Below are 26,617 nucleotides of genomic sequence, written 5' to 3'. Positions count from 1 at the left end.
TCAAGCGGTCGCGGGCGCGATCAGGTGAAAGAAGGTGCCCGTCACGCGCCCGCCGCCGGGCTGGGCGCGGTGGCTGCCGGTCTCGGGCACTTCGGCGCCATTGGCATCGGTGACGCGGGCCAGCGCCGCATCGGGCTGCGACAGGATCGAGGCATAGTGGAACTCGTGCCCCCGCAGCGGCCGCAGGCCAAGGCCCGGTAGCGGCGCCACAGGCTCGGCGCGGCGATAGCCCAGATGCATGCGGCGTTTGGCATAGCTGGTCTCCAGCCCCAGCAGGCCCAGCATCTGGTGGCGTACGCCCCCCGCATCCACCAGACCTGCCCCAAGTGCCATATAGCCGCCGCATTCGCCATGCACCGGGCGGGTCTGCGCAAAGCGGTGCATGGCGGCGCGAAAGCCCTGCGCGGCGGCCAGCCGGGGCGCGTGCAGTTCGGGATAGCCGCCGGGCAGCCAGCAGCAATCGGCGCTGTCATCGGGCGCCTCATCGGCCAGCGGCGAAAAGGGCAGGATCGTCGCCCCCGCGCGCCGCCAGGCCGCCGTCACATGCGGATAGACAAAGCTGAAGGCCGCGTCGCGGGCCAGCGCGATACGGGCGCCCGGCGGGGGCAGGGGCAGGGGCGGCGCGGCCTCGGGCAGGGCGCGGGATGCGGCGGCGGCGGTGATCGCGTCCAGATCGCAATGGGCGCCGACGAAATCGCCCGCATGGTCCAGAACCGCCTGCAAATCCGCCGTTTCCTCGGCCTGCACCAGCCCCAGATGCCGCTCGGGCAGGGTGATGTTGCCCTGCCGGGGCAGGGCGCCCAGCACGCGGATGCCCGCCTCGGCCATGCCCTCGCGGATCAGCGCCTCGTGGCGGGGCGAGGCGACGCGGTTCAGCACCACCCCCGCAAAGGGCAGGTCGGGCCGCAGCGTCGCAAAGCCCCGCGCAGTGGCCGCCGCCGACTGCGCCTGCCCGCCCACATCGAGGATCAGCAGCACCGGCCAGCCCATCATCATGGCGATTTCCGCGCTGGAGCCGATGCCCGTCTCGCCCGCCCGCGCCACCCCGTCGAACAGGCCCATCGAGCCCTCGGCCAGCACCAGATCGGCGGGCGGCTGGCCGGTCACATGGGCGGCGATCCGCCCCGGCTCCATCGCCCAGGCATCCAGATTGAACGAGGCCCGCCCCGAGGCCGCGCGGTGAAATCCGGGGTCGATATAGTCCGGCCCCGACTTGAAGGGCTGCACCGCCAGCCCCCGCCGCCGCAGCGCATTCAGCAGGCCCAGCATCAGCATCGTCTTGCCCGTCCCCGAGGCGGGGGCCGAAATCATCAGACCCGGTGTCGCGGTCATTCGGGAAACCTCGGATCGGCGCCCACGGGGCGATAGCGGCGGTCGTAATCGGCTGCGTAAAGGCGGCTGTCGTCGAACCCCTCGCCCGCCAGCGCCGGGCCTGCAAGGATCAGCGCGGTGCGGTCGATGCCCTGCGCCTGCGCCTCGATCGTGGCCAGCGTGGCGCGGATCACCCGCTGGTCGGGCCAGCTGGCGCGCCAGACCACCGCGACCGGGCAGTCGGGGCCGTAATGGGGGGTCAGATCCGCGACCACACGGTCCAGCGCGTGGATCGACAGGTGAATGGCCAGCGTCGCGCCGGTGGCGGCAAAGGCGCCGAGGGTCTCGCCCGGCGGCATGGCCGAGGCGCGGCCCGGCGTGCGGGTCAGCACCACCGATTGCGCAAGGCCAGGCAGGGTCAGCTCGGCCTGCAGGGCGGCGGCGGCGGCGGCAAAGGACGGCACGCCGGGCGTGATCTGCACCGGGATGTCCAGCGCGCGCAAGCGGCGCAGCTGCTCGCCCATGGCGGACCAGACCGACAGGTCGCCCGAATGCAGCCGCGCGACATCCTGGCCCTGCGCATGGGCCTGCGCGATCTCGTCGATGATCTGGTCGAGGCTGAGGGGTGCCGTGTTCACCACCCGCGCGCCCGGCGGGCAATGGCGCAGCAGGGCGGGCGGTATCAGGCTGCCCGCGTAAAGACAGACCGGGCAGGCGGCGATCAGGTCGCGGCCGCGCAGCGTGATCAGGTCGGGCGCGCCGGGTCCGGCGCCGATGAAATAGACGGTCATGGAACCTCGGCGATGGCGATGGTGACGGGAAAGCGGGTGGTGCCGCAGATGCGGCGGGGCGCGATCAGGCGCCCGCCCATGGCGATGGCTGCGGCGATGGCTGCGGCCTCGGCCACCGATCCGGTGCCATGGGCGGCAAGGATGCGGGGCGATTGCGTCGGCGTGTCGATGCCCGCGACCGCCACCAGATGCAGCGGCAGGCCAAGGGCGCGGGCGGCGGCGCCCACCTCGGGCGCGCGGTCGGGGATCGTGGCCAGCGCCCCGGCGCCGCCTGCGTCGTGCAGGGCGGCGATAATGGCCTCGGGCGGGGTGCCGGGGCGGCAGCCGATGCCTGCTATGCGCATGTGCTGAACGCCCATTGGGTGACGGGGCGGGCGGGCTGCCAGCCGCGCATCCCGCCCAGAGGGGTGGCGTGCTCGATCTGCACCCGCATCAGGTTGCCGCCATACCGGGCGTGCAGGGCGGCCAGCAGCGCCTCGGTCTCCAGCGTGACGGCATTGGCCACCAGCCGCGCGCCGGGCGGCAGCAGCGGCCACAGCGCCCCGAACAGCGCGTCCGAGGCGCCGCCGCCGACAAAGACCGCATCGGGCACCGGCAGGCCCGCCAGCGCCTGCGGGGCGGTGCCCTGCATCGCCGTCACCCGCGCGGCCACGCCAAAGCGGGCGGTGTTTTCCGCGATCAGCGCCAGCCGGTCGGCGCGCGGCTCGATGCAGATCGCGCGGCCCCCGGCCAGCGCCCATTCGACCGACACCGCCCCCGAGCCGCCGCCAATGTCCCACAGCAGCGCACCGGGCCGGGGCGTCAGCGCCGCCAGCGTCAGCGCGCGGACCGGCGATTTGGTGATCTGGCCCGCATGGTCGAACAGCGCATCCTCGCGCCCCGGCACCGCCGACAGGCCAAAGCCGCGCGGCAGATCGGCGCCGTCGATGGCCACCGCGACCGGGGCCGCGATCCCCTCCAGCGCAAAGCCCGCCGCCTGCGCCCGGCGCAGCCGCTCGGTGGGGCCTCCCAGACGTTCCAGCACCACCAGCCGCGCCGCCCCCGCCCCCTGCGCGCACAGCCACCCCGCCAGCGCGGCGGGGGCCTGCCCGTCGCGCAGCGTGGTGATGATGCGGCAGCCGCGCGCCAGATGCGGGCGCAGCCCCTCAAAAGGCGCGGCGTGCAGGCCAAGCGTCACGCAGTCCTCCAGCCGCCAGCCCAGCCGGGCGGCGGCCAGCGAGACGACCCCCGGCGCGGGCAGGGCGCGCCATTCACCGGGCGCCAGCGTGGCGGCCAGCGCCCCCCCCGCGCCGAACCAGAACGGATCGCCCGAGGCCAGCACCGCGACCCGTTGCCCCCGCAGCGCCAGCACCGGCGCGATGTCGAAGGGCACCGGCCATGGCTGCCCCCGCGCGCCCGCGCCCGCCAGCGCCAGATGACGCGGCCCGCCAAAGATCACCTGCGCGCGGGCCAGCGCATCACGGCTTGCATCCGGCAGCCCGCACGCGCCATCTTCGCCCAGACCGATGATCGTCAGCCAGGGGTCAGACATGCGGCGCGTCCTTTTGCTGGGTGGCACGACCGAGGCCAGCCACGCCGCCCGCCTGCTGGCCGGTGCGGGGGTCGATGCCGTGTTTTCCTATGCCGGGCGCACCGCCGCGCCGCTGGCCCAGCCGCTGCCGGTGCGGGTGGGCGGCTTTGGCGGGGCCGGGGGGCTGGCCGACTGGCTGCGGGCGCAGCGCATCACCCATGTCATCGACGCGACCCATCCCTTTGCCGCGCAGATCAGCGCCAATGCCTGCGCCGCCTGCGCGACCCTGCGCCTGCCGCTGCTGGGGTTGCAGCGCCCCGAATGGCAGCCCGCCCCCGAGGATGACTGGCAGCGCGTGCCCGATATGGCGGGCGCCGTGGCGGCTCTGCCCGCCCGGCCCGCGCGGGTGTTTCTGGCCATCGGGCGCCAGAACCTGACGGCTTTTGCGCATCTGCCGCATGACTGGCTGCTGCGGCTGGTCGATCCGCCCGAGGCGCCGCCCCTGCCGCGCGCGCGGGTGGTGGTGGCGCGTGGCCCCTTCACCGTCGCGGGCGATACCGCGCTGATGCAGGCCCACGGGATCACCCATCTGGTCGCCAAGAACAGCGGGGGCACGGGTGCGCGGGCCAAGCTGCTGGCCGCGCGGGCCCTGGGCGTGCGTGTGGTGATGATCGACCGGCCCGTGCTGCCGCCGCGCGAGATGCTGGCTGATCCGGCGCTTGTGCTGGACTGGCTGCATCAGACCGGCCCCGCCCGGCGCGGCGCATAGACCCACCGCCCGACCCGTCGCGTGGCGGCATTGCCGAGGATGACGACGGTGCGCATATCGGCCATCTCGGGGCGGGCCTCGGCCAGTGTCACGACGCGCAGCGATTCCTCGGCTGTGGTCACGGCGCGGGCAAAGATCATCAGCCGGTCGGGGCCGCATTCCTCGCGCAGGATGTCCAGCACGCGGGCAAAACCCTCGGGGCGGCTGGCCGAGCGGGGGTTGTAGAAGGCCATCGCGAAATCGCCCCGCGCGGCATGGCGCAGGCGTTTCTCGATCAGCGCAAAGGGCTTGAGATTGTCCGACAGGTTGATGGCGCAGAAATCATGGCCCAGAGGCGCCCCCGCCCGCGCCGCCGCCGCCAGCATCGCCGTGATGCCGGGCAGGATGCGGATGTCGGGGTCCGTCTGCGCCTCCTCCACCGCCTCGAACAGGGCCGAGGCCATGGCAAAGACGCCCGGATCGCCCGAGGACACGATCACCACCCGCCGCCCCGCTGCGGCCAGATCCAGCGCCAGCCGCGCCCGGTCCAGCTCGACCCGGTTGTCCGAGGGGTGCAGGACCAGCCCGTCCCTAGCCGCCACCCGCGCGACATAGGGGATATAGCCCACGATGTCGGTCGCCTGATCCAGCGCCGCCGTCACCTCGGGCGTGATCAGCGCCTCGGCGCCGGGGCCAAGCCCCGCGACGGTGATCCAGCCGCTCATGCGTCTGCCTCGCCCGCAACGGGGCGGCGGCCCTGCCCGTGGACCAGCACGATGGCGAAATAGGGGCAGTCGGCGTCGCCCACCTCGGCCAGCCGGGCGATGCGCTGGCCGGGCATGGTGCCGCGCTCGATCAGCCAGGCCGCGTCCAGCCGACCCGTTGCGGCCAGGGCGCGGCGCACGCGGGGCAGGTTGCGGCCCGTCTTCATCACCACCAGCGCGTCGCTGCTGGCCATATGGCGGATCAGATCGGCCTCGGGCAGGGTGCCCATCAGCACGGTCAGCACATCGTCGCCCCAGGTGATCGGCGTGCCGCTGGCATGCCAGCACCCGGCCATGCCGGTGATGCCGGGGATCACCTGCATCGGCACCCGGTCCCGCAGCCGCACATAAAGATGCATGAACGAGCCGTAAAAGAACGGATCGCCCTCGCACAAAACCACCACATCGGCCTGCGCCGCCAGCGCCGCCAGCCGGTCGGCCCAGTCATCGTAAAAGCGCGACAGCAGGTCGTTATAGGCCGGGCTGTCAAAGGGGATCTCGGTCGTGACCGGGTATTCCATCGGGTATTCGACCGCATCGCGGGCCAGCATCCCCTCGACGATGCGGCGGGCCTGTCCCTGCCGTCCGGGCTTGCGGAAATAGGCGATATGGCGCGCCCCCCGCACCGCCCGGTCGGCCCGGACCGAGATCAGGTCGGGATCGCCCGGCCCCAGCCCCGCGCAGATGATCCGGCCCATCATTCCCTCCGGCTGGCCAGCGCGTTGATCGCGGCCACGGTGATCGCCGATCCGCCCAGACGGCCCCGCACGATCAGCGAGGGGCAGGGGGGTGCGGCCATCAGCGCCGCCTTGGATTCGGCGGCCCCCACAAAGCCCACCGGGCAGCCGATGATTGCGGCGGGGCGGGGGCAGGCGGGGTCGTCGAGCATGTTCAGCAGGTGAAACAGCGCGGTGGGCGCATTGCCGATCGCCACCACCGCGCCCGCCAGATGCGGGCGCCACAGTTCCAGCGCGGTGGCGCTGCGGGTGTTGCGGGCCTGATGCGCCATGTCGGGCACGCGGGGGTCGTTCAGGGTGCAGATGACCTGATTTCCGGCGGGCAGGCGCGGCCTTGTGATCCCCTCGCTGACCATGCGAGCATCGCACAGGATCGGCGCGCCCGCCGCCAGCGCGGCACGGGCGGCGGTGGCCATGCCGGGGGTAAAGGCCACGTCGCGTTCCAGCCCCACCAGCCCCGCCGCATGGATCATGCGCACGACGACGGGTTCCTCGTCGGGATCAAAGCGCGCAAGGTCGGCCTCGGCCCGGATCATGGCGAAGGACTGGCGATAGATCGCGGCGCCGTCCATTTCGTAAATGTGGGGCATCACAGAACCTTCGGCAGTTGGAGGGCGTGCAGCCCGCGCAGGGCTGCCGGATCGCAGGCGCGGCCATGGCGGATCAGATCGAACCCCGCAGGCGTCGCGGTCAGGGTCAGATCGGCGCTGTGGGGCCAGCCGCAGCCCTTGGCGCAGCCCGACACATGCAGCACCGCGTCCGGGGGCACAAGCGCCGCCAGATCGCGCGCCACGGACCGGGTGGCGGCATGGGCCTGCGGGCAGGCGGGCGCGCCGGGGCAGGCGCGCAGCCGCAGCGCCGGGTCGCGGGGGTCAAGGATCACGCCGGGCAGGGCGGGCAGGCTGCGGGTGCCCGTCACCAGCACCATCCGCCACGGCGTCATCCGCAGCGGGCCAAGGCGGGCCAGACGGCGCAGCGTATCGGGCGGGATCTGCCCGAATTCCAGCGCCGCCAGCATCCCCTGCGGGGTCGGGCCGGGGGCGGGCGGCGCGCCGGGCGCAGGCGCGGGCAAGGTGGCGCCGGGCGGCACGGCACCGCGCGCGATCAGCGCCGCCATCCGGCCCCGGCCCTGCACCGTGCCGCCCTGATCCAGAAACCAGCGGGCAAGGTTCAGCGCCTGTTCCGGGGCCTTGAACGGCGTGCCCTGCGCCATGCCCTCGGCCCGCAGGATCAGGCCCTGCGCGCCCCGCTCGATGCGGATGTCGGCGGGGTCGCGGGTCAGAACCGGGGCTGCGCCGGTATCGACGGCAAAGCCGAATTTCGCGGGCAGGGTCAGGTCACTTGCGGCCAGCGCCTGCGCCAGCGCAGTTGCCAGAGCGTCGGCTTCGGCATCGGCAAAGGGCGTGACCATGATATTGCGCCGCGCCTCGGTGGCGGCATCCGCGTCGATCAGGCCGACCGCGCGCAGGGCCGCGATCAGGGGTGTATGGCTGGCGGGTGTCACGCCACGCAGCTGCAGGTTGGCCCGCCCGGTCAGCTCGATCACGCCGTTGCCATGGGCCTGCGCCGCATCTGCAATGGCCGCCGCCTGCCCCGCATCCAGCCGCCCGCCGGGCGGGCGGAGGCGCAGGACCCAGCCATCGCCCGATTCCATCGGTTGCAAGGCGCCGGGGCACCAGCCTTTGATCTGGCCGTTCACCACGCTCATAGCGCCGCCGCGATCGAGTTGCGGCGCGTCACCCACAGCCCGGCCTCGGCCAGACGGCGGAACAGGTCGCGCAGGGCGGCCAGCGCCTGAGGGTTGGCGTCCGCCATGAAGGCCACGATCTCGGGGCGGCCAAGCGTGGCGTCGTGATACAGATCGAACAGATGCGCAGGCACCGCGCCCGCCAGATGCGCAAAGGCCGCCAGATGGTCCAGCGTGGCGGCGATCTCGGCGGCGCCGCGGTATCCGTGGGCGGTCATCGCATCGGCCCATGCGGGGTCTGCGGCGCGGGCGCGCACCGTGCGGGCGATTTCCTCGGTCAGGGTGCGGGCACGGGGGCGGTCGGGCTGCGTGGCGTCCAGATGATACATCGCGGGCGCGGGCGCCCCGATCCGTGCCATGGCGGCGGCAAAGCCCGCCTCATGCGCGGCATAATCGGCGGCCAGCAGCAGGTCGCTTTCCGGCAGGTCCTGCGCATGGACGAAACTGTCGGCGCGGCTCAGACGCGTTTCCAGCTGGGCGCGGGCCTCGCGCGCGGTGCCATCCGCGCCGATTGCCCAGCTGGACGCCGCCAGCCACGCCTCGCCCGCCGCCGCCCGCGCGGCCTCGGTGAACTGGTCGGGCGCGGTGCCCATGCCCAGACCGTACTGGCCGGGCTGCGGCCCAAAGACCCGCGCCCCCGCCGCATAGGGGTTCATGTCCGGCGCCTCACCGCGATCCGCCAGCGTGGCCGCGCCGGTCTGAAACAGCTGCGCCAGCGCGGGAAACACGTCGCGAAAGAGGCCCGAGACCCGCAGCGTCACGTCGATCCTCGGGCGGTCCAGCAGCGCCAGCGGGATCACCTCGACGCCCGAGACGCGGCCCGATCCGGCGTCCCACACGGGCTTCAGCCCGGCCAGATGCAGCGCCATGGCGAATTCCTCTCCGGCGGTGCGCATGGTGGCGCTGCCCCACAGATCGACGACCAGACCCTGCGGCCAGTCGCCGTGATCCTGCAAGTGGCGGCGCAGCAGTTCCTCGGCCAGCTTGACGCCTTGCGCATGGGCCGAGGGCGTGGGCACGGCGCGCGGATCGACGCTGAACAGATTGCGCCCGGTGGGCATCACATCCGCGCGCCCCCGGTTGGGCGAGCCCGAGGGCCCCGGCGCCACGAAGCGCCCGTCCAGCGCCGCCATCAGGCCCGCGCGCTCGGCCTCGCCACACACGCCCTGACCCCAGATGTGCAGTCCCTCGCCATACTGGCTTTCCTTGATGTCGCAGACAAAGCGGTCGATGCGGGTGATCGCCTCGGCCGCACTTGCATCCGGCGGAATGCCCAGATCGGCCTCGACACCCAGCGCGCGCGCCTCGTCGCGGATCGACGCGATCAGCCGGTCGCGCCGCGCCGGGTCCATACCGTCGGCGGTGGAGTATTCGTCCAAGCTGCGCTCCAGCCCCGCCATGCCGGGGGGCAGGGCGCTGGCCCGCATGGGGGGCGGCAGATGGCCAAGCGTCACCGCGCCGATGCGGCGCTTGGCCTGCGCGGCCTCGCCCGGATCGTTGACGATGAAGGGATAGATGACCGGCAGCGCCCCCGTCAAAGCGGCAGGCCAGCACGCGCCCGACAGCGCCACCGCCTTGCCCGGCAGCCATTCCAGCGTGCCATGCGCGCCCATATGGATCAGGGCATGCGGGTCCTGCTGCGCCAGCCACAGATAAAACGCGACATAGGCATGACGCGGCACGCGGGTCAGGTCGTGATAGCTGTCCTCGCGCCCCTCGCGGTGGCTGCGCTCGGGCTGCAGCGCCAGCAGCAGGGCGCCGCGCCGGGTGACGCGCAGATGAAAGGCGCCATCGCGGCAATCCGGGTCCGTCTCGGGCGGCCCCCAGGCCGCGTGCAGATCGTCCTGCAACGCCTGCGGCAGGCGGGTCAGCGCGGCGCGATACGCCTCCAGTGGCCAAGTCACGGTGCCCTCGGGCATGGCCGGGCCGGGGGGCACGTCATATCCCGCCCCCGCCAGCATCCCCGCCACGGCAACCGCCGAGGCGGGTGCGTCCAGCCCCACCGCATGCGCCACCTGCCACGCGCGCCCCGGATAGGTGGACAGCACCAGCGCCACGCGCCGGTCCCGCGCGGGCACCTGCGCCAGCCGCCGCCACGCCGCGATCCGCCCAACCGCCGCGTCCAGCAGGCCCCGGTCCACCCGATGCGCAAAGCGCGAATATTGCAGGTCGGGGTCGCGCGGCTCGGGCGACTTGAAGCTGATCAGCCCCGCAAAGATGCGCCCGTCCACCTCGGGCAGCACCACGTTCATCGCCAGATCCGAGGGCGACAGCCCCCGCTCGGCCACCGCCCATTCGCGGCGGCGGTTGGTGGACAGCGCCACCTGAAACACCGGACAGGGCCAGCCGCCAAACGGCGCGACCCCCGCCATTTCTTCGTTGCCCGAATGCCCATCGACGCCGCCGCCCGAAAACCCCGTCGCATTGACGACCAGCCCCGGCCCCCCCGGCAGCGCGCCCGCCAGCCATCCGGCAACCCCCGGTGCCTTCAGCGACCGCGCAAACGCCCCGACTGCGGAAATCCCCCGCTCCCGCAACGCCCGGATCAGCGCATCGACGGGCGCCACATCGGCCGCTGCCAGCCAACTGCGATAGAAGGTCACCAGCGCCTCGGGCCGGTCCGGCGCGGCGATCACCCCATGATCGGGGTCATAAAACCCCATCTCGGGCAGCGTCTTGATCCCCGGCACCGGCGCCGCCTCCAGCCCCGAGGCGATGGCCATCTGCGCCAGCGCCGCCTGCGCGGCGACAGCTCCGCCCTGATCGCAATGCCGCTGCAACAGGCGCAGCACCGAGGGCGGCACGGTGGACTCCGCCTCAAGCCGTGCATCCGCGCGCCCGTCGGCGGGCAGCACGGCCAAAGCGATGCCCCGCCGCCGCGCCAGATCGGCGACCGAGGCCAGACCATAGGGCCAATACGCCTCGCCCCCGATCAGGCGGATCAGGATGCCGCGCGCGCCCGACAGGGTCTGGTCCAGATAGGTATCGACCGAGACCGGATGCCGCAGCGCCACCAGATTGCACAACCGCAGCGACGGCAGCCCGCCCGCGGCCCGTTTCCATCCCGCCGCAAACGCCCCCAGATCGCTGTCGGAAAACGACAGGACCACCAGATCGCCGGGCGTCTGGCCGGGATCAAAGGGGGTGTCGGTCTGGTCCAGCCCGACCTGTTCGCGGAAGATGACATGCATCAGGCGGGCACGTCTGCAGGGTTTGGCACCAGCACGGCGCGGATCGCATCCGGGCTCACGTCGTCATGTTCCGCGATCACCACCAGGCGCGAGACGCGCGGCTGGCTGCCCCAGGGCCGGTCATACTGATGGCGGACCCGCGCGCCCACGGCCTGCACCAGAAGGCGCATGGGCTTGCCCGCCACGGCGACATGGCCCTTGACGCGCAGGATGTTCTGCTCAGCCGCCAGCCGGGCGATGCGGGCGCCCAGATCGGCGGGGTCGGTGATCTCGGGCAGCTCAATGACGATCGTGTCGAAATCCTCGTGCTCGTGATCGCCTTCGCCGTCATGGTGGCTGGGGCGGGCGTCGATGTCATCCTCGGCGGCGGCGCCCAGCCCAAGGATCAGGCGGGGGTCGATCTGCCCCTCGGTCACGGTCAGGATGGGCCGCTTGCGGGGCAGTTCGGCCTCGATCACGGCGCGGGCTGCGGCCACGCCCGCCTCACCGGCCAGATCGGCTTTGGTCAGCAGGATCACGTCGGCGCAGGCGATCTGATCCTCGAACACCTCGGACAGCGGCGTTTCGTGGTCAAGGCTGTCATCGGCGGCGCGCTGCGCATCCACCGCCGCCACGTCGGGCGCGAAGCGGCCCGCCGCCACCGCCTCGGCATCGGCCAGCGCGATCACCCCGTCCACGCTGATGCGCGAGCGGATCGCGGGCCAGTCGAAGGCCTTCAGCAGCGGCTTGGGCAGCGCCAGCCCCGAGGTCTCGATCAGGATATGGTCGGGCTTGCGCGGCAGCGCCATCAGCGCCTCCAGCGTCGGGATGAAATCGTCGGCGACCGTGCAGCAGATGCAACCGTTCGACAGTTCGACGATGTTCTCGGCCGGGCAGTTGTCGTCGGCGCAGCCCTTGAGGATGTCGCCATCGACCCCCATCGTGCCGAATTCATTGACCAGCACGGCCAGCCGCAGACCCTGCGGATTGGCCATCAGATGCCGGATCAGCGTGGTTTTCCCCGAGCCCAGAAAGCCGGTGATGACGGTCACGGGGGTTTTGGTCAGATCGGTCATGCTCACTCCTGCGGGGGAATATGTGGAGGGATTCGGGCAAGGCTCTGCTTGCGGAAGATAGCGGGGCGTTCGCGCCATGGCACGATACCGTCAGAGGCCGTGGCATAGGCCGAGGCGCCGGTCAGGATGTCGGCGGCGTCACCGGGCGTCAGGCGGCCATAGACATAGGACCATTTGCCGGTGCCGGTCAGCGCGACGGCGCAGCCCTGCGAACAGGCCGACAGGCATTCGACGGCGCGGATCTCGACGCCCTCGGGGACATCCGTGCGCAGCGCGTCCATCAGCGCGGCGCCGGGGCGGGGCGCATCGGGATCTGCCGCAGGGTCCGGGCCCCGGCAGGTGGTGCAGACATGCAGAATGGCGCGCATCGCGGCCGGTCCTTTCGTCAGGGGCATCCGGGGCGCGCGCAGGCCAACAGCGCGACAGGACCGTGCCCGCCGCCGACTGCCGGTTGCGAAACACCCCGTTCGCCCGTCTTCATCCGGCGCTGGCAGGTCTCCCGGCTTGCGGATTCAGGGCAGACGCCCAACGCTCGCCCCACCTTCCCGGCAGATTGCCAGTGGCATCGGGCGACCTTTCCGGTCACGGTCGCGGGGGCGGCTGCATTCGGGGTGCTTTTGGGCCACCCGTTCACATTCCCTCTTCGCCTGCCTTGCGGCAGGAACCAGCGCGGGGTTACCAAAGGGCTGCCCGCCCCGTTTGTCAACCGCAAGGAGCGATCCGATGACGCCACCCGACACGATCCCGCCACCGACCCTGGCCGAGGATGAGGCCCGCCACAGCGCGAAAATGGCGAAGAAAAAGGCCGCGCGCGACCGGATGATGGAGACCAAGACCGGCGAAAAGGGGCTGATCATCGTTCATACCGGGCCGGGAAAGGGCAAATCCTCCAGCGGGTTCGGCATGATCATGCGCGCCATTGCGCATCAGATGCCCTGCGCGGTGGTGCAGTTCATCAAGGGCGCCTGGGACACGGGCGAACGCCGCCTGCTGACCACGCATTTCGCCGATGTCTGCCAGTTTCACAGCATGGGCGAGGGGTTTACCTGGGAAACCCAGGACAAGGCCCGCGACATTGCCGCAGCCGAGGCGGGATGGGCGCGCGCGCAGGATCTGATCCGCGACCCTGCCATCCGCATGGTGCTGCTGGACGAGATAAATATCGCCTTTCGCTACGGTTATCTGGATGTGGCGCAGGTGCTGGCCTTCCTCGAGGCCGAGAAACCGCCTATGACTCATGTGATCCTGACCGGGCGCGGCGCCCCCGAGGCGCTGATCGAGGCGGCCGATCTGGTCACCGAGATGGCGCAGATCAAGCACCCGTTCCGCGCCGGGATCAAGGCGCAGGCCGGTGTCGAGTTCTGAGGCTGTCGCTGCGCGTGAACCCTTTCGCCCTGCCGGGGGTTGAGATGATGGCCCCGCCCGAACTCCCGCCCGAAACTCCGACCGAACCAAGGAATCCCTGTCTGATGACCCTGCCCCCTCTGCCCGATAATGCCGCGCTGTTTCTGGATTTCGACGGCTGCCTTGTCGAGATTGCCCACCGCCCCGATGCGGTTGTGGTCACGCCCGCCCTGACCGACCGGCTTTTGCGGCTGCATGACCGGCTTGACGGCGCGCTGGCGCTGATCTCGGGGCGCAATGTCGCTGATCTGCGCGGGCATATGCCGGGCTTTCCGGGCATCGTCGCGGGCAGCCACGGCGCCGAGTTCTCGCCCCGACCGGGCCGGATCGACGCCGCGCACGAGGCGGATTTCGACGTCGGGGCCCTGCATCGCGCCGCCCGCGATCTGGCCGCCCCGCACCCCGCCGTGCTGGTCGAGGACAAACCCCATGGCGTCGCGATGCACTATCGCAGCGACCCCGCGCTGCGGGGCTTTGTCGAAGAGACGATGGCCCGGCTGGCCGCCGACAATCCCGGTCTGGCGCTGCAACCGGCCAAGATGGCGGTCGAGCTGCGCCCGCAGGGCGTGGGCAAGAACGACGCGCTGGCCCGGATGATGACCATGGCGCCCTTTGCGGGCCGCGTTCCGGTCTATGCCGGGGATGACACCACCGACGAACCCGCCATGGCCGAGGCGCAGGCGCAGGGCGGGTTTGCCATCAAGATCGGCGACGGCCCGACCGTCGCCCGCCACCGCCTGCCCGATCCCGCTGCGCTGGCCCTGTGGCTGGACGCGGCCCTTGTCTGAGGTATCCCCATGTCGCGTCTGATTGTTGTTTCGAACCGCCTGCCCCTTGGCGACAGCCCCTCGGGTGGGCTGGTCGTCGCGCTGGAGGATGCGCTGCGCAGTTCGGGGGGCGTCTGGATCGGCTTTTCGGGCGAGCCGTCCGAACAGCCCGCCGACCAGTTGCACGACCATCCCGGCGCCGCCTTCCAGCGGCTGTCCTTTGACCTGTCCCAGCAGGATTACGACGATTACTATGCCGGATATTCCAACTCGATCCTCTGGCCGTTGTGCCACGGGCGCATCGACCTGATGCGGATCGCGCCGGAATACCTGGAGGGGTACCGCCGCGTCTCGGACCGGATCGCCGATCTGATGCTGCCCCATCTGCGCCCCGGAGACCGGATCTGGGTGCAGGATTACCAGCTGTTCGCGCTGGCCGCATCTTTGCGTGCGCGGGGCGTCACGGCGGCGATCGGGCATTTCCTGCATATCCCCTTTCCGGGACCCGCCGATTGTGCCGCCCTGCCCAACCCGGCCGAGCTGTTCGACTGGCTGTCGCATTACGATCTGCTGGGCTTTCAGGCCCATCGCGACCTGCACAGCTTTACCGAAAGCGCGCGCCAGCTGAGCGATCTGGACAACCTTCCCGGCGACCGGCTGCGCCTGTGCGGGCGCGAGCTGCGGGCCGGGGTGTTTCCCATCGGCATCGACGCGGCCTCGTTCATCGCCGAGGCCCGCCACGCCCCGGACGAGGACCGGATGCGCAGCCTGACCGGCGCCCGCATGATGATCGGCGTGGACCGGCTGGACTATTCCAAGGGCCTGCCGCAGCGGTTCCGGGCCTATCAGATGCTGCTGGACACCCATCCCGACCTGATCGAGCGGGTCTCATTCCTGCAGATCGCGCCCCCCACGCGCGGCGAGGTCGAGGCGTATCAGGACATCCGCGAGGAAACCGAGCATCTGGCGGGCCGCATCAACGGCCAGTTCGCGACGCTGAACTGGACGCCGATCCGGTTCATTCACCGCCCCTTCCCGCGCCCGGTTCTGGCGGGTCTGTACCGGCAGGCGCGGATCGGGCTGGTGACGCCGCTGGCGGACGGGATGAACCTTGTGGCCAAGGAATATGTCGCAGCCCAGGACCCCACCGATCCGGGCGTGCTGATCCTGTCGCGCTTTGCCGGCGCCGCCGAGACCATGACCGAGGCGCTGATCGTCAACCCCCACGACCCGCACGAGATGGCGCAGGCCATGGCCGAGGCCACCCGCATGACCCCGAACGAGCGCCGTCGCCGCCATTCCGCGCTGCTGCAGGGCGTGATCGAACAGGATGTCGGCTGGTGGTCGGCCACCTATCTGGATGCGCTGACCGACGCCACCGAATCGGCCTGACCGAAGGCAGTTGGCGGGCCGTCCGCATCCAGAACCGGCCCGCCCGTGCGGCATTCTCGCCAGAAACTGCCCGATCAACAGGCAGTTTCTGCGGCGCGGCATCGGCGGACGCCTCTCTGCGTGACGGTGCCGCCCGCAAGGTGCAGATTGGACTTGCGGGACGCGCGTTTCGCAGCATCCCCCCGATCCCCCCTCGATCGGATCTTGAGAAAGCCGCTGGTCCCTGCCGCCCTCCTCCTCCCTCGGCAGGTGAACCGGCGGCTTTTTTGGGTCAGATCAGCTGGCAGATACGGCGCAGGGCGGCGGCATAGCCCTCGGGGCCCAGGCCCGCGATCACCCCATCCGCCCGCTGCGAGACATAGGAATGGTGCCGGAACGCCTCGCGTTTGTGGACCTGGCTCAGATGCACCTCGATCACCGGGCCGTCGAACGTGTTCAGCGCATCCAGCACCGCGACCGAGGTATGGGTCAGCGCGGCGGGGTTGATGACGATGCCCGCCCCGTCCTGCCGCGCCTCGTGGATCCAGTCGATCAGCTGCCCCTCCCAGTTGGATTGCAGAAACCGGATCGCGTGGGGGGCGGCGGCGGCGCGGCACAGGGCCTCGACATCGGCCAGCGTCTCGTGGCCATAGATGTCGGGCTGGCGCTGGCCCAGCAGGTTCAGGTTCGGGCCGTTCAGGACATAGATCAGCGGCATCAGGATTCCCCGGTTTGACGTCTCTTCCTAGGGCAAGCGGCGCGGTCTGTCAGCAGGGCAGCGCCTGCACGGGCGCCTGCGCGCCCGACGGGTCGATCAGCCGAAGCGCGGACGGGTGGGCGGTCAGCACCGCCACCGCATCCGCAGCGGCGGGCGGGCTGGTCCACAGCACGGCACCGTCATGCGCGATCAGCGCCAGCCGACCACCGCGCATCTGCAACCGCCCGGCGCCGGGGGCCTGCCACAGCAGGCGGCCTGCGGCGCTCAGGCGCGGGCCGGTGTCGGGGTCGTTCAGCAGCACCGCGTCACCATCGGCGGCGCGCAGGCTTTGCCCCGGCAGCAGCGTGCCCTCCAGCCGGTCGGGGCTGGCGCATTCCCCCGCAAGGCTGCGCGCCATCAGGGCTGCCTGCGCCCGGCGGTCCCAGCCGTGATGCGGGGCGGCGGCGTTCAGGATCATCAGCTTGGCCAGCGCCGCCACCGGGGTCATGTCGCCCACCGCCTGCGCGCCCGTGGCGGCAATCCACGCGCCCGCCGCATAGTCGAAGGCGCCGACCTGCCCGCCGATCGCCCGGCTGGCGATCAACACCGGCACGCCGCTGTCACGCGCACGCTCCAGGGCCGCGCGGATCGCGCCTGTGCCTGCCGGGATATTGCCCGCGCCATAGCCCTCCAGCAGCAACCCGGTGGCGCCCTGATCCAGCGCCGCCCCGATCATCTGCGCCAGAAGGGGGGCGGTTGCGGCATGATCGGCGGGCACGGCAGGGATCTGCACCACCCGCTGCGCGTCGATCCGCGCGGCGATGGCGTCCAGCTGCGCGCGGGCCAGCGCATGGGCCGCCGGGTGATCCAGCGCGCATCCGGGCGCGGCGGGGCCGGGCCACGGGGTCGCCGCGCCATGGCGGATGCCGATGCCCGCCTCGGCCAGCGGCGGCAGATGCGGGCTGTCAAAGGCGGCAAAGCGCGTGGTCGAGACCTTCAGCGCCCGGTTGCCGCGCATCAGCCTGCCGTCAAAGAAGATCGCCACCTCGGGCAGGCGCAGCCGGGCGCTGGCCAGCGCGCCGGTCAGGTTCGCCAGCCCGTCGCTGCCCGCGTTCAGCACCAGCCCCTGCGGCGTCTCGCGGAACAGCGGCAACTGCGCGCCGGTCAGGATGACGGGCCTGGACAGGGCGGCGCGGGCAAAGCCCTGATCGTCAAAGACATTCAGCAGCAGGGGCAGGGCGGCGCCCGAATAATCCATCGTGTCGGTGCCGTGCAGGATCACGAAGGCGTCGTGATCGGCATAGAGCTCCAGCACCCGCCGCGCCATCCGGCACCAGTCCGAGGGGCGCAGATCGGTGCTGTCCAGCGTGCCCGGCTCCTGATCGGAGAACCGCAGCCCGGTGTCGAAATGCAGCTGGCAGCCGGGCAGGGCGGCGGCCAGCGCCTCGCCCAGCAGATCGCGCGCGGCCTGCGCAAAGCGCGCCGCAGGCATGGGCGCCAGCGGCTGGCCCACGCAGGAAATCGTGCCGCCGGTGTTGATGACGCAGATCCGCATCGGCCTAGCCCCCGGTCCAGCCGCGCAGGAAGCTGGCGATGTTCTGCGTCAGGTCGTCGGACATATAGCCGCCCTCCTGCACGATCACGGTGGGCAGGCCCGTGGCCTTGATCCGCGCCGCCGCCTGCGCAAAGCCGGGCGTGGTCACGCGCAGCCCGCGGAAGGGGTCGTTTTCATGCGCGTCCAGCCCCAGCGCCAGCACCAGCGCACCGGGCGCGAAATCGCGGATGCGTGCGAGGCTTGTGTCGATGGCGGCCAGCCAGAGGTCATCGCCCGAACCAAGCGGCAGCGGCAGATTGAGGTTCGCACCCGCGCCCGCGCCGCGCCCGGTTTCATGCGCGTGGCCCAGATAGAAGGGATAGAACGCATCCGGGTCGGCATGGACCGAAACGGTCAACACATCGGCGCGGTCATAGAAAATCTCTTGCGTACCGTTGCCGTGATGCACGTCGATGTCGAGGATCGCCACGCGCGGATGCGCCGCCCGCAACGCCTGCGCGGCAATGGCGGAATTGTTCAGAAAGCAATGCCCCGCCGCCGTATCGGCATCGGCGTGATGGCCCGGCGGACGGCACAGCGCATAACCCGCACGCGCGCCGCCCTGCACCGCCGCCACCGCTGCCAGCGCGGTATCGACCCCGCGCAGCGCGGCGGCAAAGGTATGTTGCCCAAGCGGGCAGCCGGTATCGGCCATGTGCCACCCCGCCCGCCCGGTGAGGCCCGACGGATAGGTCTGCGTGGCTTTCTGCGGGTGCAGGTTCGCCACCACCTCGGGCCCGGCGCCGGGGGCTGTCTGCCATTCGGCCCATGCGGTTTCCAGAAAGCTCAGATAGCGCGCCGTGTGCACCTGCCGCATCGCGGCGCGGTCGGTGGGGGGCGCATCGGACACGTCCAGCCCCGCCAGCGCAATGCCCGCCAGCAGGCGATCCGCGCGTTCGGCGGTTTCCTTGTTGCGCATGGGCACACCCCGCAGCATCCAGAACTGCGGATCATGGGCGGCGGTGTCGGGCGCGTAAAAGCAGGGCAGGTCGGTCATGCCGCGCAGGCTAGAAGGCCCGCGCGGCAGGGGCAAGATCAGAAGCCGGAATGCGTCTTGAGGAATTCGGTTTCCTCATCCGTGCTGTCGCGGCCTAGGATCGCGTTGCGATGCGGAAAGCGGCCAAAGCGGGCCACGATGTCGCGATGTTCGCGCGCGAAATGCAGCGCGTTCTCGTTGCCCAGCACCTCATACAGTTCGACCGCGCGGGTCTGGTCGGCCAGATCCTCGCTGTGCATGAAGGGAAGATAGAAGAACTGCCGCCGGTCGGGGGGCTGCATCTGATCATGGCCCGCGTCCAGCGCGGCCCTGGCGTGGCGCAGGGCCAGATCGTCGCTTTCAAACGCGCGCGGGCCGCCGCGATAGATATTGCGCGGGAACTGGTCCAGCGTGATCACCAGCGCCAGCGCGGTGTCGGCCTGTCCCGACCACGCGTCCAGATGGCCCGCCTGCGCGGCCTCGTAGGTGTCGGCGAACCGGGCGGTGATGTCGCGGTCGATATCGTCGGATTTGGCGAACCAATAGGGCTGCATCTGGTCCGAAAACCAGAAGTCCAGCACGTCTTCGGGGGTCTTGGGCATGTCGGTCCTCTTCAGGGCAGGGGTCAGGGCAGGGGAATGAATTCGTCGCGGTCACCTGTGGGCAGGTCAAAGCGACCCTGTCCCCAACGTGCCTCGCGCCATTCGCGTTTCGCCTCTTCGATGCGTTCGCGCGTTGATGCCACGAAATTCCACCAGATATGGCGCGGCCCGTTCAGCGTCGCGCCGCCAAGCGCCATCAGCCGCGCGCCCTGATCGCCCGCCTGCACGGTGATCGCATCGCCGGGGCGGAAGACCATCATCTGCCCCGCCTCAAAGCTCTGGCCCGCGATGCTGACCGACCCTTGGGTGATATAGAGGCCGCGATCCTCGTGATCGGTGGGCAGGGGAAAGCGCGCGCGCGGGTCCAGCACCACGTCCAGATAGAAGGTGTCCGAATACATCGTCGCGGGCGCCACCTCGCCATAGGCATGGCCAAGGATCAGCCGTGCCGAAATGCCGGTGTCGCGGATCTCGGGCAGGGCGGTCTGGGCGTGGTGTTCGAAGCTGGGGGCCATGTCCTCATGCGTTTCGGGCAGGGCGATCCAGGTCTGGATGCCGAACAGGCTGTTGGGCCCCTGCCGTGCCTCGTCCGAGGTGCGTTCGGAATGGGTCACGCCCCGGCCCGCCACCATCCAGTTCAGCGCGCCGGGGCGGATGATCTGGTCGCTGCCGATGCTGTCGCGGTGGTGGAAATCGCCGCGATAAAGGTAGGTGACCGTGCCCAGCCCGATATGAGGGTGCGGGCGCACGTCGATGCCCTGCCCGGTCAGAAATTCGGCCGGGCCTGCCTGATCGAAAAAGATGAACGGCCCGACCATCTGCCGCTGGGGCGCGGGCAGGGCGCGGCGCACCTCGAACCCGCCGATGTCGCGGGCGCGGGGGATGATGACGGTCTCGATGGCGTCCAGCCCGATATCGTCGGGGCAGCCGGGGGTCAAAGCGGGGTTCCAGCTCATGGCGTTCCTCCTTGGTGCTGGGGACAAGGTGCGCCCCGGATGCCGGTCGGGCAAGGGGGCAGGCGTTCGGCAGGGGCGAACACCGGGTTGGTCCGCAACCCTGTGGCACCGCACCCGCGCCCGCGCCATCTTGGGCAGCGAAAGGAGGTCGCCATGACGGGACTTCACCATGTGACGGCCATCACGCGCGACGTGCAGGCAAATGTCGATTTCTGGATGGGCTTTCTGGGCCTGTCGCTGGTCAAGCAGACGGCGGGGTTCGAGGATGCCCGCCAGCTGCACCTGTTTTATGGCGATGCGCAGGGCGCGCCCGGTTCGCTGGTCAGTTTTCTGGTCTGGCAGGACGGTGCGCCGGGCCGCGTGGGTCATGCGCAGGTGGCCGAGATCGCGCTGGCGATCCCCCGCGCGCGCATCGGTGACTGGCTGACCCGCGCCATGCAGCGCGGATTGCGGATCGAGGGGCCGGGCCGCGAATTCGGCGCGCCGGTCCTGCGGCTGCGCGATCCCGACGGGATCATCGTCAAGCTGGTGGGCACCGACACGCCCGACACCGGCTGGCCCGCAGCGCCCGCGCATCTGCACGGCGTCACGATCTGGTCCGGGGATGCGCCGGGCACCGTCGGTTTTCTGTCGCGCTTTGGCTATCAGCCCGGCGGGGCCGAGGGCGGGGTGACGCGGCTCGTGTCCGACCGCGACGTGCTGGACATCCGCGATGCGTCGGGCTTCGTGCCCGGCATTCCCGGCACCGGGGTCATCGACCATGTGGCGCTGCGGGTGCCGGATGTCGCGGCGATCGCCGCGCATCAGGCGAACCTGAGCGATGTGACCGTGCATGACCGGCTGTATTTCACCTCGCTCTATGTGCGCGAGCCTGCGGGCACGCTGATCGAACTGGCGACCGACGGCCCCGGCATGGCCGTGGACGAGGCGCCGGGTGCCCTTGGCCGGACCCTGATGGTCCCGCCGCATTTCACCGATGACATCGACCTGCGGCTGCGCCTGCCGCAATTCGCCCGACCCGGCGAGGAAAGGAGACCTATGCGAGACCTGCCCTTTGTCCACCGCATCCACACCCCCAGGGATGCCGATGGCTCGACCCTCATGCTGCTGCATGGCACCGGCGGGGATGAGGCGGACCTGATGCCGCTGGCCCATCGCACAGCGCCCCGTGCTACGGCCATTGGCCTGCGCGGACGCTCGACCGAGGAAGGCATCGCGCGGTTCTTCCGCCGCCTGTCGATGACGCGGTTCGATCAGAACGACATCCGCGCCGAGGCCGACGCCTTTGCCGGGTTCTGGGAGGGTGCGCTGGCGGCATACGATCTGGACCCGTCGCGGCTGACGGTGCTGGGCTATTCCAACGGTGCGAATTTCGCGGGCGCGGTCATGGCGCTGCATCCCGGCCTGATCCGGCGCGCGATCCTGATGCGGCCCATGCTGGCGCTGGAGGCGCCTGCGGCGGTCGATCTGTCGGGGGTGTCGGTCCTGACGCTGCAGGGCGCGCGCGATCCCTATGGCGCCCATGCGCCCGCGCTGAACGACTGGCTGGCGGCCAGCGGTGCCGATCTGGACGCCCGCGTGATCGCGGCAGGGCACGAATTGTCGCCCGATGATCTGACCGCCGCGCAGGGCTGGCTGGCGGCCCGGTAATGCAAGCGGCCCCCGCCGGTCTGGCGGGGGCCTTTGCTGTCATTGCATCACGAACCGCGTGCCCCAGGGATCGGTCAGCACCTCGCCCGCGCGGTCGGGCGCATGCAGCGCGACATGGGCCAGCCCGGTCATCGCCGCCTCGCGCGGGCCTGCGCCCGGACTGTGCCAGACATTGCCCGCGATGTGATGGTGATAGCCGTTCCAGCCATACCACGCCCCGCCCGGCACATCGAAGCTGCGGGTCAGGCCAAGCGGGCCGGTCAGAAAGCTGTCGGCCTGCGCCAGATCGCCCACCTGCAGATGCACATGGCCGATGGTGGTGCCAAGCGGCGCGCTATCCCATGCGTCGGGGCTATCCGCTGCCAGCTCGTTCAGGTCCAGCCGCGCGGTGACCATCGTGACCCGGTCGCCGGTGCGGACCCATTCGGTGGCGGGGCGGTCGCGATAGATCTCGATGCCGTTGCCCTCGGGGTCGTCCAGATAGATCGCCTCGCTGACGCCGTGGTCCGAGGCGCCGGTCAGCCGCACGCCAGCCTCGGCGGCATGGCGCAGCCAGCGGCCCAGATCGCCGCGCGAGGGCAGCAGAAAGGCGGTGTGATACAGCCCCGCCTGACGCGGATCGCGGGGCCGCGCGGCAGGCTCGCCGCGCAGTTCCAGCAGCATCTGCTGGCCGGTGCCAAGCAGTCGCGTGGCGCCGTCCCCGCCCATGGGCCGCAGCCCAAGGGCGGTTTCGTAGAACGCAGCCATGCCCGGCAGATCGCGCACGGTCAGGGCGATGTGGTCAATGTGGCGGGTCATGGCGTTGCTCCTTTGCGTGCCTTTTCGGGCGCCTTCACACAAGCGGCTTCAGCCCGGCCTCGATCTGCGCGCGCTTGCCCTCGAGGAAGGGCGGCAGGGACAGCGCCTCGCCCATGGTCTCGCGCGGTTCGTCCACGTCAAAGCCCGGCCCGTCGGTGGCCAGCTCGAACAGATTGCCCCCCGGCTCGCGGAAGTAAAGCGAGCGGAAGTAGTAACGCTCGACCTCGCCCGAACTGGGCACGCGGAAGCCCGCGACGCGGTCGGTCCATGCGGTCAGCGCCGCGGTGTCGGGCACGCGGAAGGCGACGTGATGCACCCCGCCCGCGCCCTGACGGGCCTGCGGCAGGCCGGGCTGGACGGCGACGTGCAGCTCGGCTGCGGCGCCGCCCTCGCCCATCTCGAAGACATGGACCTGTCCGTGGCCGTCGGGGCTGGCGTAATCGCGGACCCGGCGCATGTTCATCACCTGCGTCAGCACCGCCTCGGTCGGCTTCAGGTCGGGGACCGAGATCGTGATCGGGCCAAGGCCACGGATCTGGTGTTCGGCGGGGACATCGCTGCGCTCCCACGGCTGACCTTCCGGGATGGGGGCTGCGATCAGGCGCAGGCGCTGGCCCTCGGGGTCCTCGACATCGAGGCTGGGGCGTCCGTCCAGCGTGGTGATCTTGCCCGCCAGCCCGTTCAGGCGGTCCGCCCAGTAATCAAGGCTGTCTTCGCCCACGCGCAGCCCGGTGCGGGTGATCGCATTGGTGCCGCGCCGTTCGGGGGCTGCGGGCCAGTCGAAAAAGGTGATGTCGGTGCCGGGGCTGCCCGCACCATCGGCAAAGAACAGGTGATAGGCCGAGGTGTCGTCCTGGTTGACGGTTTTCTTCACCCGGCGCAGGCCAAGCGTTTCGGTGTAGAAGCGGTTATTGCCCGGCGCATCGGCGGTGATGGCGGTCAGGTGGTGAATGCCGGTCAGTTGCATGGTGCGGTCCTTTCCATATGGCTTGCCCCCAATATGGCGCAGGCGTCCCGTTCGCGGCACCCACGCGCGGGGCAACGCCGCGTTCGGTTCTTGCGAACGGTGTGGGGCTCGCTAGACTGCGCGCATGGGATGGACGATCAGCGATATTCAGACGTTTCTGGCGGTGCTGGATGCGGGCAGCATCTCGGGGGCGGCGGCGCGGGCGGATCTGTCGAAATCGGTCGTCAGCAAGCGGATCAGCGATTTCGAGGCTGCGTTGGGGGTGGCGCTGTTCACGCGCCATGCGGGCCGAATCGCGCCCACCGACAGCGCGCTGGCACTGGCCGAGCGGTTGCGCCCGGCGCTGGCCGAGTTGGTCGCCGCGACCGAAAGCGTGGCGGGGGCCGAGGCGGGCCTGCGCGGGCGGCTGGCGATTGCGGCGCCGATGAGTTTCGGCATCCGCCATCTGGGGCCGGTGATCGCAGGCTTCGCGCGGGCGCATCCGGGGCTGGAGATCGTGCTGGATTACGACGACCGGCAGACCGATCTGGGCCGGGCGGGGTTCGATCTGGGGCTGCGGATCGGGCATCTGAAGGACAGCAGCCTGATGGCGCGGCGGTTGTGCGAGGACCCGCGCGTGCTGGTGGCCAGCCCGGATTATCTGGCGATGCGCGGCGGCGTCGAGATGCCCGCGGATCTGGCCCGGCATGAGGCCATCGGCTATCTGAACGCGCGGCTTGGCGAGACATGGCCCTTTGGTCCCGAAATCGAGCCGCCGCGTCCGGGCCGGATCGCGGCCAATAACGGCGAGGCGATCCGCGACATGGCCATTGGCGGGCTGGGGCTGGCGCTGCTGCCGCTGTTCATCGTGCATGACGCGCTGCGCGACGGGCGGCTGGTGCGGTTGCTGCCCGGTCTGCCGCAGGACCCCCTGCCCATCAGCGTGGTCTGGCCGCCGGTGCGGCCCTTGCCGCGCAAGACGCGGGCCTTTATCGACCATATCGCGGCGGCTTTTGCCGAAGATCCGCCCTGGCAGCGGGGGGTGTTGCGTCCCGCGGGCGCCGGGGGGCTTGCCCCCCGGACCCCCCAGGATATTTAGCGACCAAAGCAGGGCAAGGCCGGGAGTGCTGCCATGAAACTTGTTGATCCGGATGCGCCGTTTTTCCGCCCGCTTTGGGTGCGGGTGCTGTGTGTGGTGCTGCCGCTGGTCTGGGCCGGATTCGAGTTCTGGATGGACAGCCCGGTCTGGGCGATGATCTTTGGCGGGGCCGGGGTCTATCTGGGACTGGCGCTGTTCGTCTGGCGCAGGCCCGAGGGGTAAGGGCGCTGCGCGGCGCCCTTACTGGTCAGGTGGTGGGAGTCAGATCTGCCGCGCCATCGAGCCATGCAAAGCCGTTGCCGGGCAGGGCGAGCATGTCGCTGCCAAGGCTGGCGAAGGACGGGCCGGACAGGGGGGCGGCGCCCGAGACCTTCAGTTTCAGCGGCTTGGGCGAGAGGTTGAAGATGCAGGTCAGCACCTGCCCCTCGTGATCGCGCCGGAAGGCCAGCACGGGTTCGGGCAGGTCCAGAAACTGCGTCTGACCCCAGCGCAGGGCGGGCTGGGATTTGCGCCACGCGAGCAGCTGGCGATAGGCTGACAGGGTGCTGTCATTGGCGGCCTCTTGTGCGGCCACGGCGCGGGCGGCCTGCGGCTCTTTGACCGGCAGCCAGGGTGTGGCGTCGGAAAAGCCCGCATGGGGCAGCGCCGCGTCCCAGACCATCGGCGTGCGGCATCCGTCGCGGCCCTTGACCTCGGGCCAGAAGCGCAGGGCCGGGGGGTCGGTCAGTTCGGCATAGACCAGCGTGGTTTCGGTCAGCCCCATCTCTTCGCCCTGATAGAGGCAGATCGTGCCCGGAAACGACAGCAGCATGGCCGCCGACTGGCGGGCCAGCGCGTCCTGACCCGTGGCATGATCGCGCCAGCGGGTGACGTGGCGGAGCACGTCATGGTTGGAAAAGCTCCAGCAGCTGTGGCCGTCGGGGGCACCCTGTTGCACGCCCTCGATGCTGCGGCGGAAATGCGCGGCGGTGTAGTCGGGGCTGAGCATCTCGAAGCTGTAGCACATATGCAGCCGGTCGCTGCCTGCGGTGTATTCGGCCATGATGTCGATGGCGGTCTGGCCGCCGTCGCCCACCTCGCCCACCATCATCCGGGCGTCATATTCATCCGTCAGCGCCCGCATCCGTTTCAGGAAGGCGATGTTTTCGGGCTGGTTCTTGGACCGGGTGTGGCGCTGGAAGCCGTAGGTTTCCGGGCCGGTATGGTCGGGATTGGGCGGGTTGTCGCGCAGTTTTGCGTCGTGGAAATAGTAGTTCACCGTGTCCAGCCGGAAGCCGTCGGTGCCGCGTTCCAGCCAGAAGCGCATCGTGTCCAGCAGCGCGTCCTGCACCTCGGGGTTCCACAGGTTCAGGTCGGGCTGCTCGGCCAGAAAGTTGTGCAGGTAATACTGGCGCCGCCGCGGCTCCCATTCCCAGGCCGGGCCGCCGAAGACCGAGGGCCAGTTGTTGGGCGGTGTGCCGTCCGGGTTGGGATCGGCCCAGACATACCAGTCGGCCTTGGGGTTGGTGCGGTTCTGGCGGCTTTCCTCGAACCACGGATGCTTGTCGCTGGAATGGCTGATGACCTGATCAATGATGACCTTCAGGCCCAGTTCATGCGCGCGCGCGACCATGGTGTCGAAATCGGCGAGGCTGCCGAACAGCGGGTCCACATCGGTATAGTCGGACACGTCATAGCCCATGTCCTTTTGCGGCGAGGTGAAGAAGGGGGACAGCCAGATCGCGTCCACCCCCAGCCCCGCCACATGGTCCAGACGCTGCGTGATGCCGGGCAGATCGCCGACCCCGTCGCCGTCGCTGTCCTGAAAGCTGCGGGGATAGATCTGGTAAATCACCGCGTCGCGCCACCATTCCTGCATGAAGCCTCCTGCCTGTTCTGACCTGTGTTTGCGATTCATTCATCT

At 70.6% G+C, this 26,617-nt stretch carries 26 protein-coding genes and 1 riboswitch; of the genes, 7 read left to right on the top strand and 19 right to left on the bottom strand.

Annotation, left to right across the window (positions count from 1 at the left end):
- The 4 genes from ACK41U_RS04365 to cbiE are packed head-to-tail and all read right to left on the bottom strand — an operon-like array spanning position 1 to position 3,633.
- Complete coding sequence (locus ACK41U_RS04365) at positions 1-1,332, bottom strand: cobyrinate a,c-diamide synthase (protein WP_409676509.1); 1,332 nt, start codon at positions 1,330-1,332, stop codon at positions 1-3.
- Positions 1,329-2,102 (bottom strand): precorrin-4 C(11)-methyltransferase, encoded by a 774-nt coding sequence (gene cobM, locus ACK41U_RS04360; protein ID WP_409676506.1) that lies wholly within the window; start codon positions 2,100-2,102, stop codon positions 1,329-1,331. The genes ACK41U_RS04365 and cobM overlap by 4 nt, the downstream gene beginning before the upstream one ends.
- Entirely contained in the window at positions 2,099-2,446 is a 348-nt protein-coding gene (locus ACK41U_RS04355) for a cobalamin biosynthesis protein (protein WP_409676503.1), read from the bottom strand. Before ACK41U_RS04355 ends, cobM begins: the two co-directional genes overlap by 4 nt.
- Positions 2,437-3,633, bottom strand: a complete 1,197-nt coding sequence (gene cbiE / locus ACK41U_RS04350) for a precorrin-6y C5,15-methyltransferase (decarboxylating) subunit CbiE (RefSeq protein WP_409676500.1) — start codon at positions 3,631-3,633, stop codon at positions 2,437-2,439. The genes ACK41U_RS04355 and cbiE overlap by 10 nt, the downstream gene beginning before the upstream one ends.
- Here cbiE and ACK41U_RS04345 point away from each other — a divergent pair.
- Positions 3,632-4,381, top strand: a complete 750-nt coding sequence (locus ACK41U_RS04345; protein WP_409676497.1) for a cobalt-precorrin-6A reductase — start codon at positions 3,632-3,634, stop codon at positions 4,379-4,381. The two genes, cbiE and ACK41U_RS04345, sit on opposite strands and share 2 nt — an antisense overlap.
- On the opposite strand, the gene cobJ is transcribed toward ACK41U_RS04345, so the two are convergent.
- From cobJ to ACK41U_RS04310, 7 genes are read right to left on the bottom strand one after another with little or no spacing between them, the layout of a single operon-like run.
- Entirely contained in the window at positions 4,351-5,085 is a 735-nt protein-coding gene (gene cobJ, locus ACK41U_RS04340; protein WP_409676494.1) for a precorrin-3B C(17)-methyltransferase, read from the bottom strand. The genes ACK41U_RS04345 and cobJ overlap by 31 nt on opposite strands.
- Entirely contained in the window at positions 5,082-5,822 is a 741-nt protein-coding gene (locus ACK41U_RS04335) for a precorrin-2 C(20)-methyltransferase (RefSeq protein ID WP_409676491.1), read from the bottom strand. Before ACK41U_RS04335 ends, cobJ begins: the two co-directional genes overlap by 4 nt.
- Positions 5,822-6,451 (bottom strand): precorrin-8X methylmutase, encoded by a 630-nt coding sequence (locus tag ACK41U_RS04330; protein WP_409676488.1) that lies wholly within the window; start codon positions 6,449-6,451, stop codon positions 5,822-5,824. The genes ACK41U_RS04335 and ACK41U_RS04330 overlap by 1 nt, the downstream gene beginning before the upstream one ends.
- On the bottom strand, positions 6,451-7,569 hold the full coding sequence (cobG, locus tag ACK41U_RS04325) for a precorrin-3B synthase (protein WP_409676485.1): 1,119 nt from the start codon (positions 7,567-7,569) through the stop codon (positions 6,451-6,453). The genes ACK41U_RS04330 and cobG overlap by 1 nt, the downstream gene beginning before the upstream one ends.
- Positions 7,566-10,799: a cobaltochelatase subunit CobN gene (gene cobN / locus ACK41U_RS04320; protein ID WP_409676482.1), complete on the bottom strand. Its 3,234-nt coding sequence runs from the start codon at positions 10,797-10,799 to the stop codon at positions 7,566-7,568. The genes cobG and cobN overlap by 4 nt, the downstream gene beginning before the upstream one ends.
- Positions 10,799-11,854 (bottom strand): cobalamin biosynthesis protein CobW, encoded by a 1,056-nt coding sequence (gene cobW / locus ACK41U_RS04315; protein WP_409676479.1) that lies wholly within the window; start codon positions 11,852-11,854, stop codon positions 10,799-10,801. Before cobW ends, cobN begins: the two co-directional genes overlap by 1 nt.
- Before the next feature lie 2 nt (positions 11,855-11,856).
- Positions 11,857-12,222, bottom strand: a complete 366-nt coding sequence (locus tag ACK41U_RS04310; protein ID WP_409676476.1) for a DUF1636 family protein — start codon at positions 12,220-12,222, stop codon at positions 11,857-11,859.
- A gap of 103 nt (positions 12,223-12,325) precedes the next feature.
- A riboswitch (cobalamin riboswitch) is annotated at positions 12,326-12,538 on the bottom strand.
- A gap of 39 nt (positions 12,539-12,577) precedes the next feature.
- On the opposite strand from ACK41U_RS04310, the gene cobO reads away from it, so the two are divergent.
- From cobO to ACK41U_RS04295, 3 genes are all read left to right on the top strand, one after another.
- Positions 12,578-13,219: a cob(I)yrinic acid a,c-diamide adenosyltransferase gene (cobO, locus tag ACK41U_RS04305; RefSeq protein ID WP_409676473.1), complete on the top strand. Its 642-nt coding sequence runs from the start codon at positions 12,578-12,580 to the stop codon at positions 13,217-13,219.
- Positions 13,220-13,323: 104 nt separating this feature from the next.
- A complete protein-coding gene (otsB, locus tag ACK41U_RS04300) occupies positions 13,324-14,046 on the top strand; it encodes a trehalose-phosphatase (protein WP_409676470.1) in 723 nt (240 codons plus the stop codon).
- Between the two features lie 9 nt (positions 14,047-14,055).
- Positions 14,056-15,417 carry a trehalose-6-phosphate synthase gene (locus tag ACK41U_RS04295; RefSeq protein WP_409676467.1) on the top strand — a complete coding sequence of 454 codons (1,362 nt, stop codon included), beginning with the start codon at positions 14,056-14,058 and terminating at the stop codon, positions 15,415-15,417.
- Between the two features lie 271 nt (positions 15,418-15,688).
- Here the strand turns inward: ACK41U_RS04295 and aroQ are convergent, their stop codons facing one another.
- From aroQ to ACK41U_RS04270, 5 genes are read right to left on the bottom strand one after another with little or no spacing between them, the layout of a single operon-like run.
- On the bottom strand, positions 15,689-16,114 hold the full coding sequence (gene aroQ / locus ACK41U_RS04290; protein ID WP_409676464.1) for a type II 3-dehydroquinate dehydratase: 426 nt from the start codon (positions 16,112-16,114) through the stop codon (positions 15,689-15,691).
- A gap of 49 nt (positions 16,115-16,163) precedes the next feature.
- Positions 16,164-17,648, bottom strand: coding sequence for an asparaginase (locus tag ACK41U_RS04285; RefSeq protein ID WP_409676461.1), 1,485 nt, complete (start codon positions 17,646-17,648; stop codon positions 16,164-16,166).
- A gap of 4 nt (positions 17,649-17,652) precedes the next feature.
- Positions 17,653-18,684 (bottom strand): histone deacetylase family protein, encoded by a 1,032-nt coding sequence (locus ACK41U_RS04280; protein ID WP_409676458.1) that lies wholly within the window; start codon positions 18,682-18,684, stop codon positions 17,653-17,655.
- 38 nt (positions 18,685-18,722) lie between these two features.
- Positions 18,723-19,265, bottom strand: coding sequence for a DUF924 family protein (locus ACK41U_RS04275; protein WP_409676455.1), 543 nt, complete (start codon positions 19,263-19,265; stop codon positions 18,723-18,725).
- A 23-nt stretch (positions 19,266-19,288) separates the two neighbouring features.
- Complete coding sequence (locus tag ACK41U_RS04270) at positions 19,289-20,221, bottom strand: pirin family protein (RefSeq protein ID WP_409676452.1); 933 nt, start codon at positions 20,219-20,221, stop codon at positions 19,289-19,291.
- 153 nt (positions 20,222-20,374) lie between these two features.
- On the opposite strand from ACK41U_RS04270, the gene ACK41U_RS04265 reads away from it, so the two are divergent.
- A complete protein-coding gene (locus ACK41U_RS04265) occupies positions 20,375-21,871 on the top strand; it encodes a VOC family protein (RefSeq protein WP_409676449.1) in 1,497 nt (498 codons plus the stop codon).
- A 39-nt stretch (positions 21,872-21,910) separates the two neighbouring features.
- Here ACK41U_RS04265 and ACK41U_RS04260 read toward each other — a convergent pair whose 3' ends face one another.
- Both ACK41U_RS04260 and ACK41U_RS04255 read right to left on the bottom strand, forming a co-directional pair.
- On the bottom strand, positions 21,911-22,669 hold the full coding sequence (locus tag ACK41U_RS04260; RefSeq protein WP_409676446.1) for a VOC family protein: 759 nt from the start codon (positions 22,667-22,669) through the stop codon (positions 21,911-21,913).
- A gap of 34 nt (positions 22,670-22,703) precedes the next feature.
- Complete coding sequence (locus ACK41U_RS04255; RefSeq protein WP_409676443.1) at positions 22,704-23,636, bottom strand: ring-cleaving dioxygenase; 933 nt, start codon at positions 23,634-23,636, stop codon at positions 22,704-22,706.
- A 124-nt stretch (positions 23,637-23,760) separates the two neighbouring features.
- Here ACK41U_RS04255 and ACK41U_RS04250 point away from each other — a divergent pair, with 124 nt between their 5' ends.
- A complete protein-coding gene (locus ACK41U_RS04250) occupies positions 23,761-24,714 on the top strand; it encodes a LysR family transcriptional regulator (protein WP_409676440.1) in 954 nt (317 codons plus the stop codon).
- A 33-nt stretch (positions 24,715-24,747) separates the two neighbouring features.
- Positions 24,748-24,936, top strand: coding sequence for a hypothetical protein (locus tag ACK41U_RS04245; protein ID WP_409676437.1), 189 nt, complete (start codon positions 24,748-24,750; stop codon positions 24,934-24,936).
- 25 nt (positions 24,937-24,961) lie between these two features.
- On the opposite strand, the gene ACK41U_RS04240 is transcribed toward ACK41U_RS04245, so the two are convergent.
- Complete coding sequence (locus ACK41U_RS04240) at positions 24,962-26,572, bottom strand: alpha-glucosidase family protein (protein ID WP_409676434.1); 1,611 nt, start codon at positions 26,570-26,572, stop codon at positions 24,962-24,964.
- Positions 26,573-26,617 lie beyond the last annotated feature (45 nt).

The organism is Paracoccus sp. (in: a-proteobacteria), assembly GCF_046289755.1.
Classification (GTDB): domain Bacteria; phylum Pseudomonadota; class Alphaproteobacteria; order Rhodobacterales; family Rhodobacteraceae; genus Paracoccus.
The sequence above is the reverse complement of the archived record's forward strand: the minus strand, read 5'-3'. Positions and strand labels throughout refer to the sequence as shown.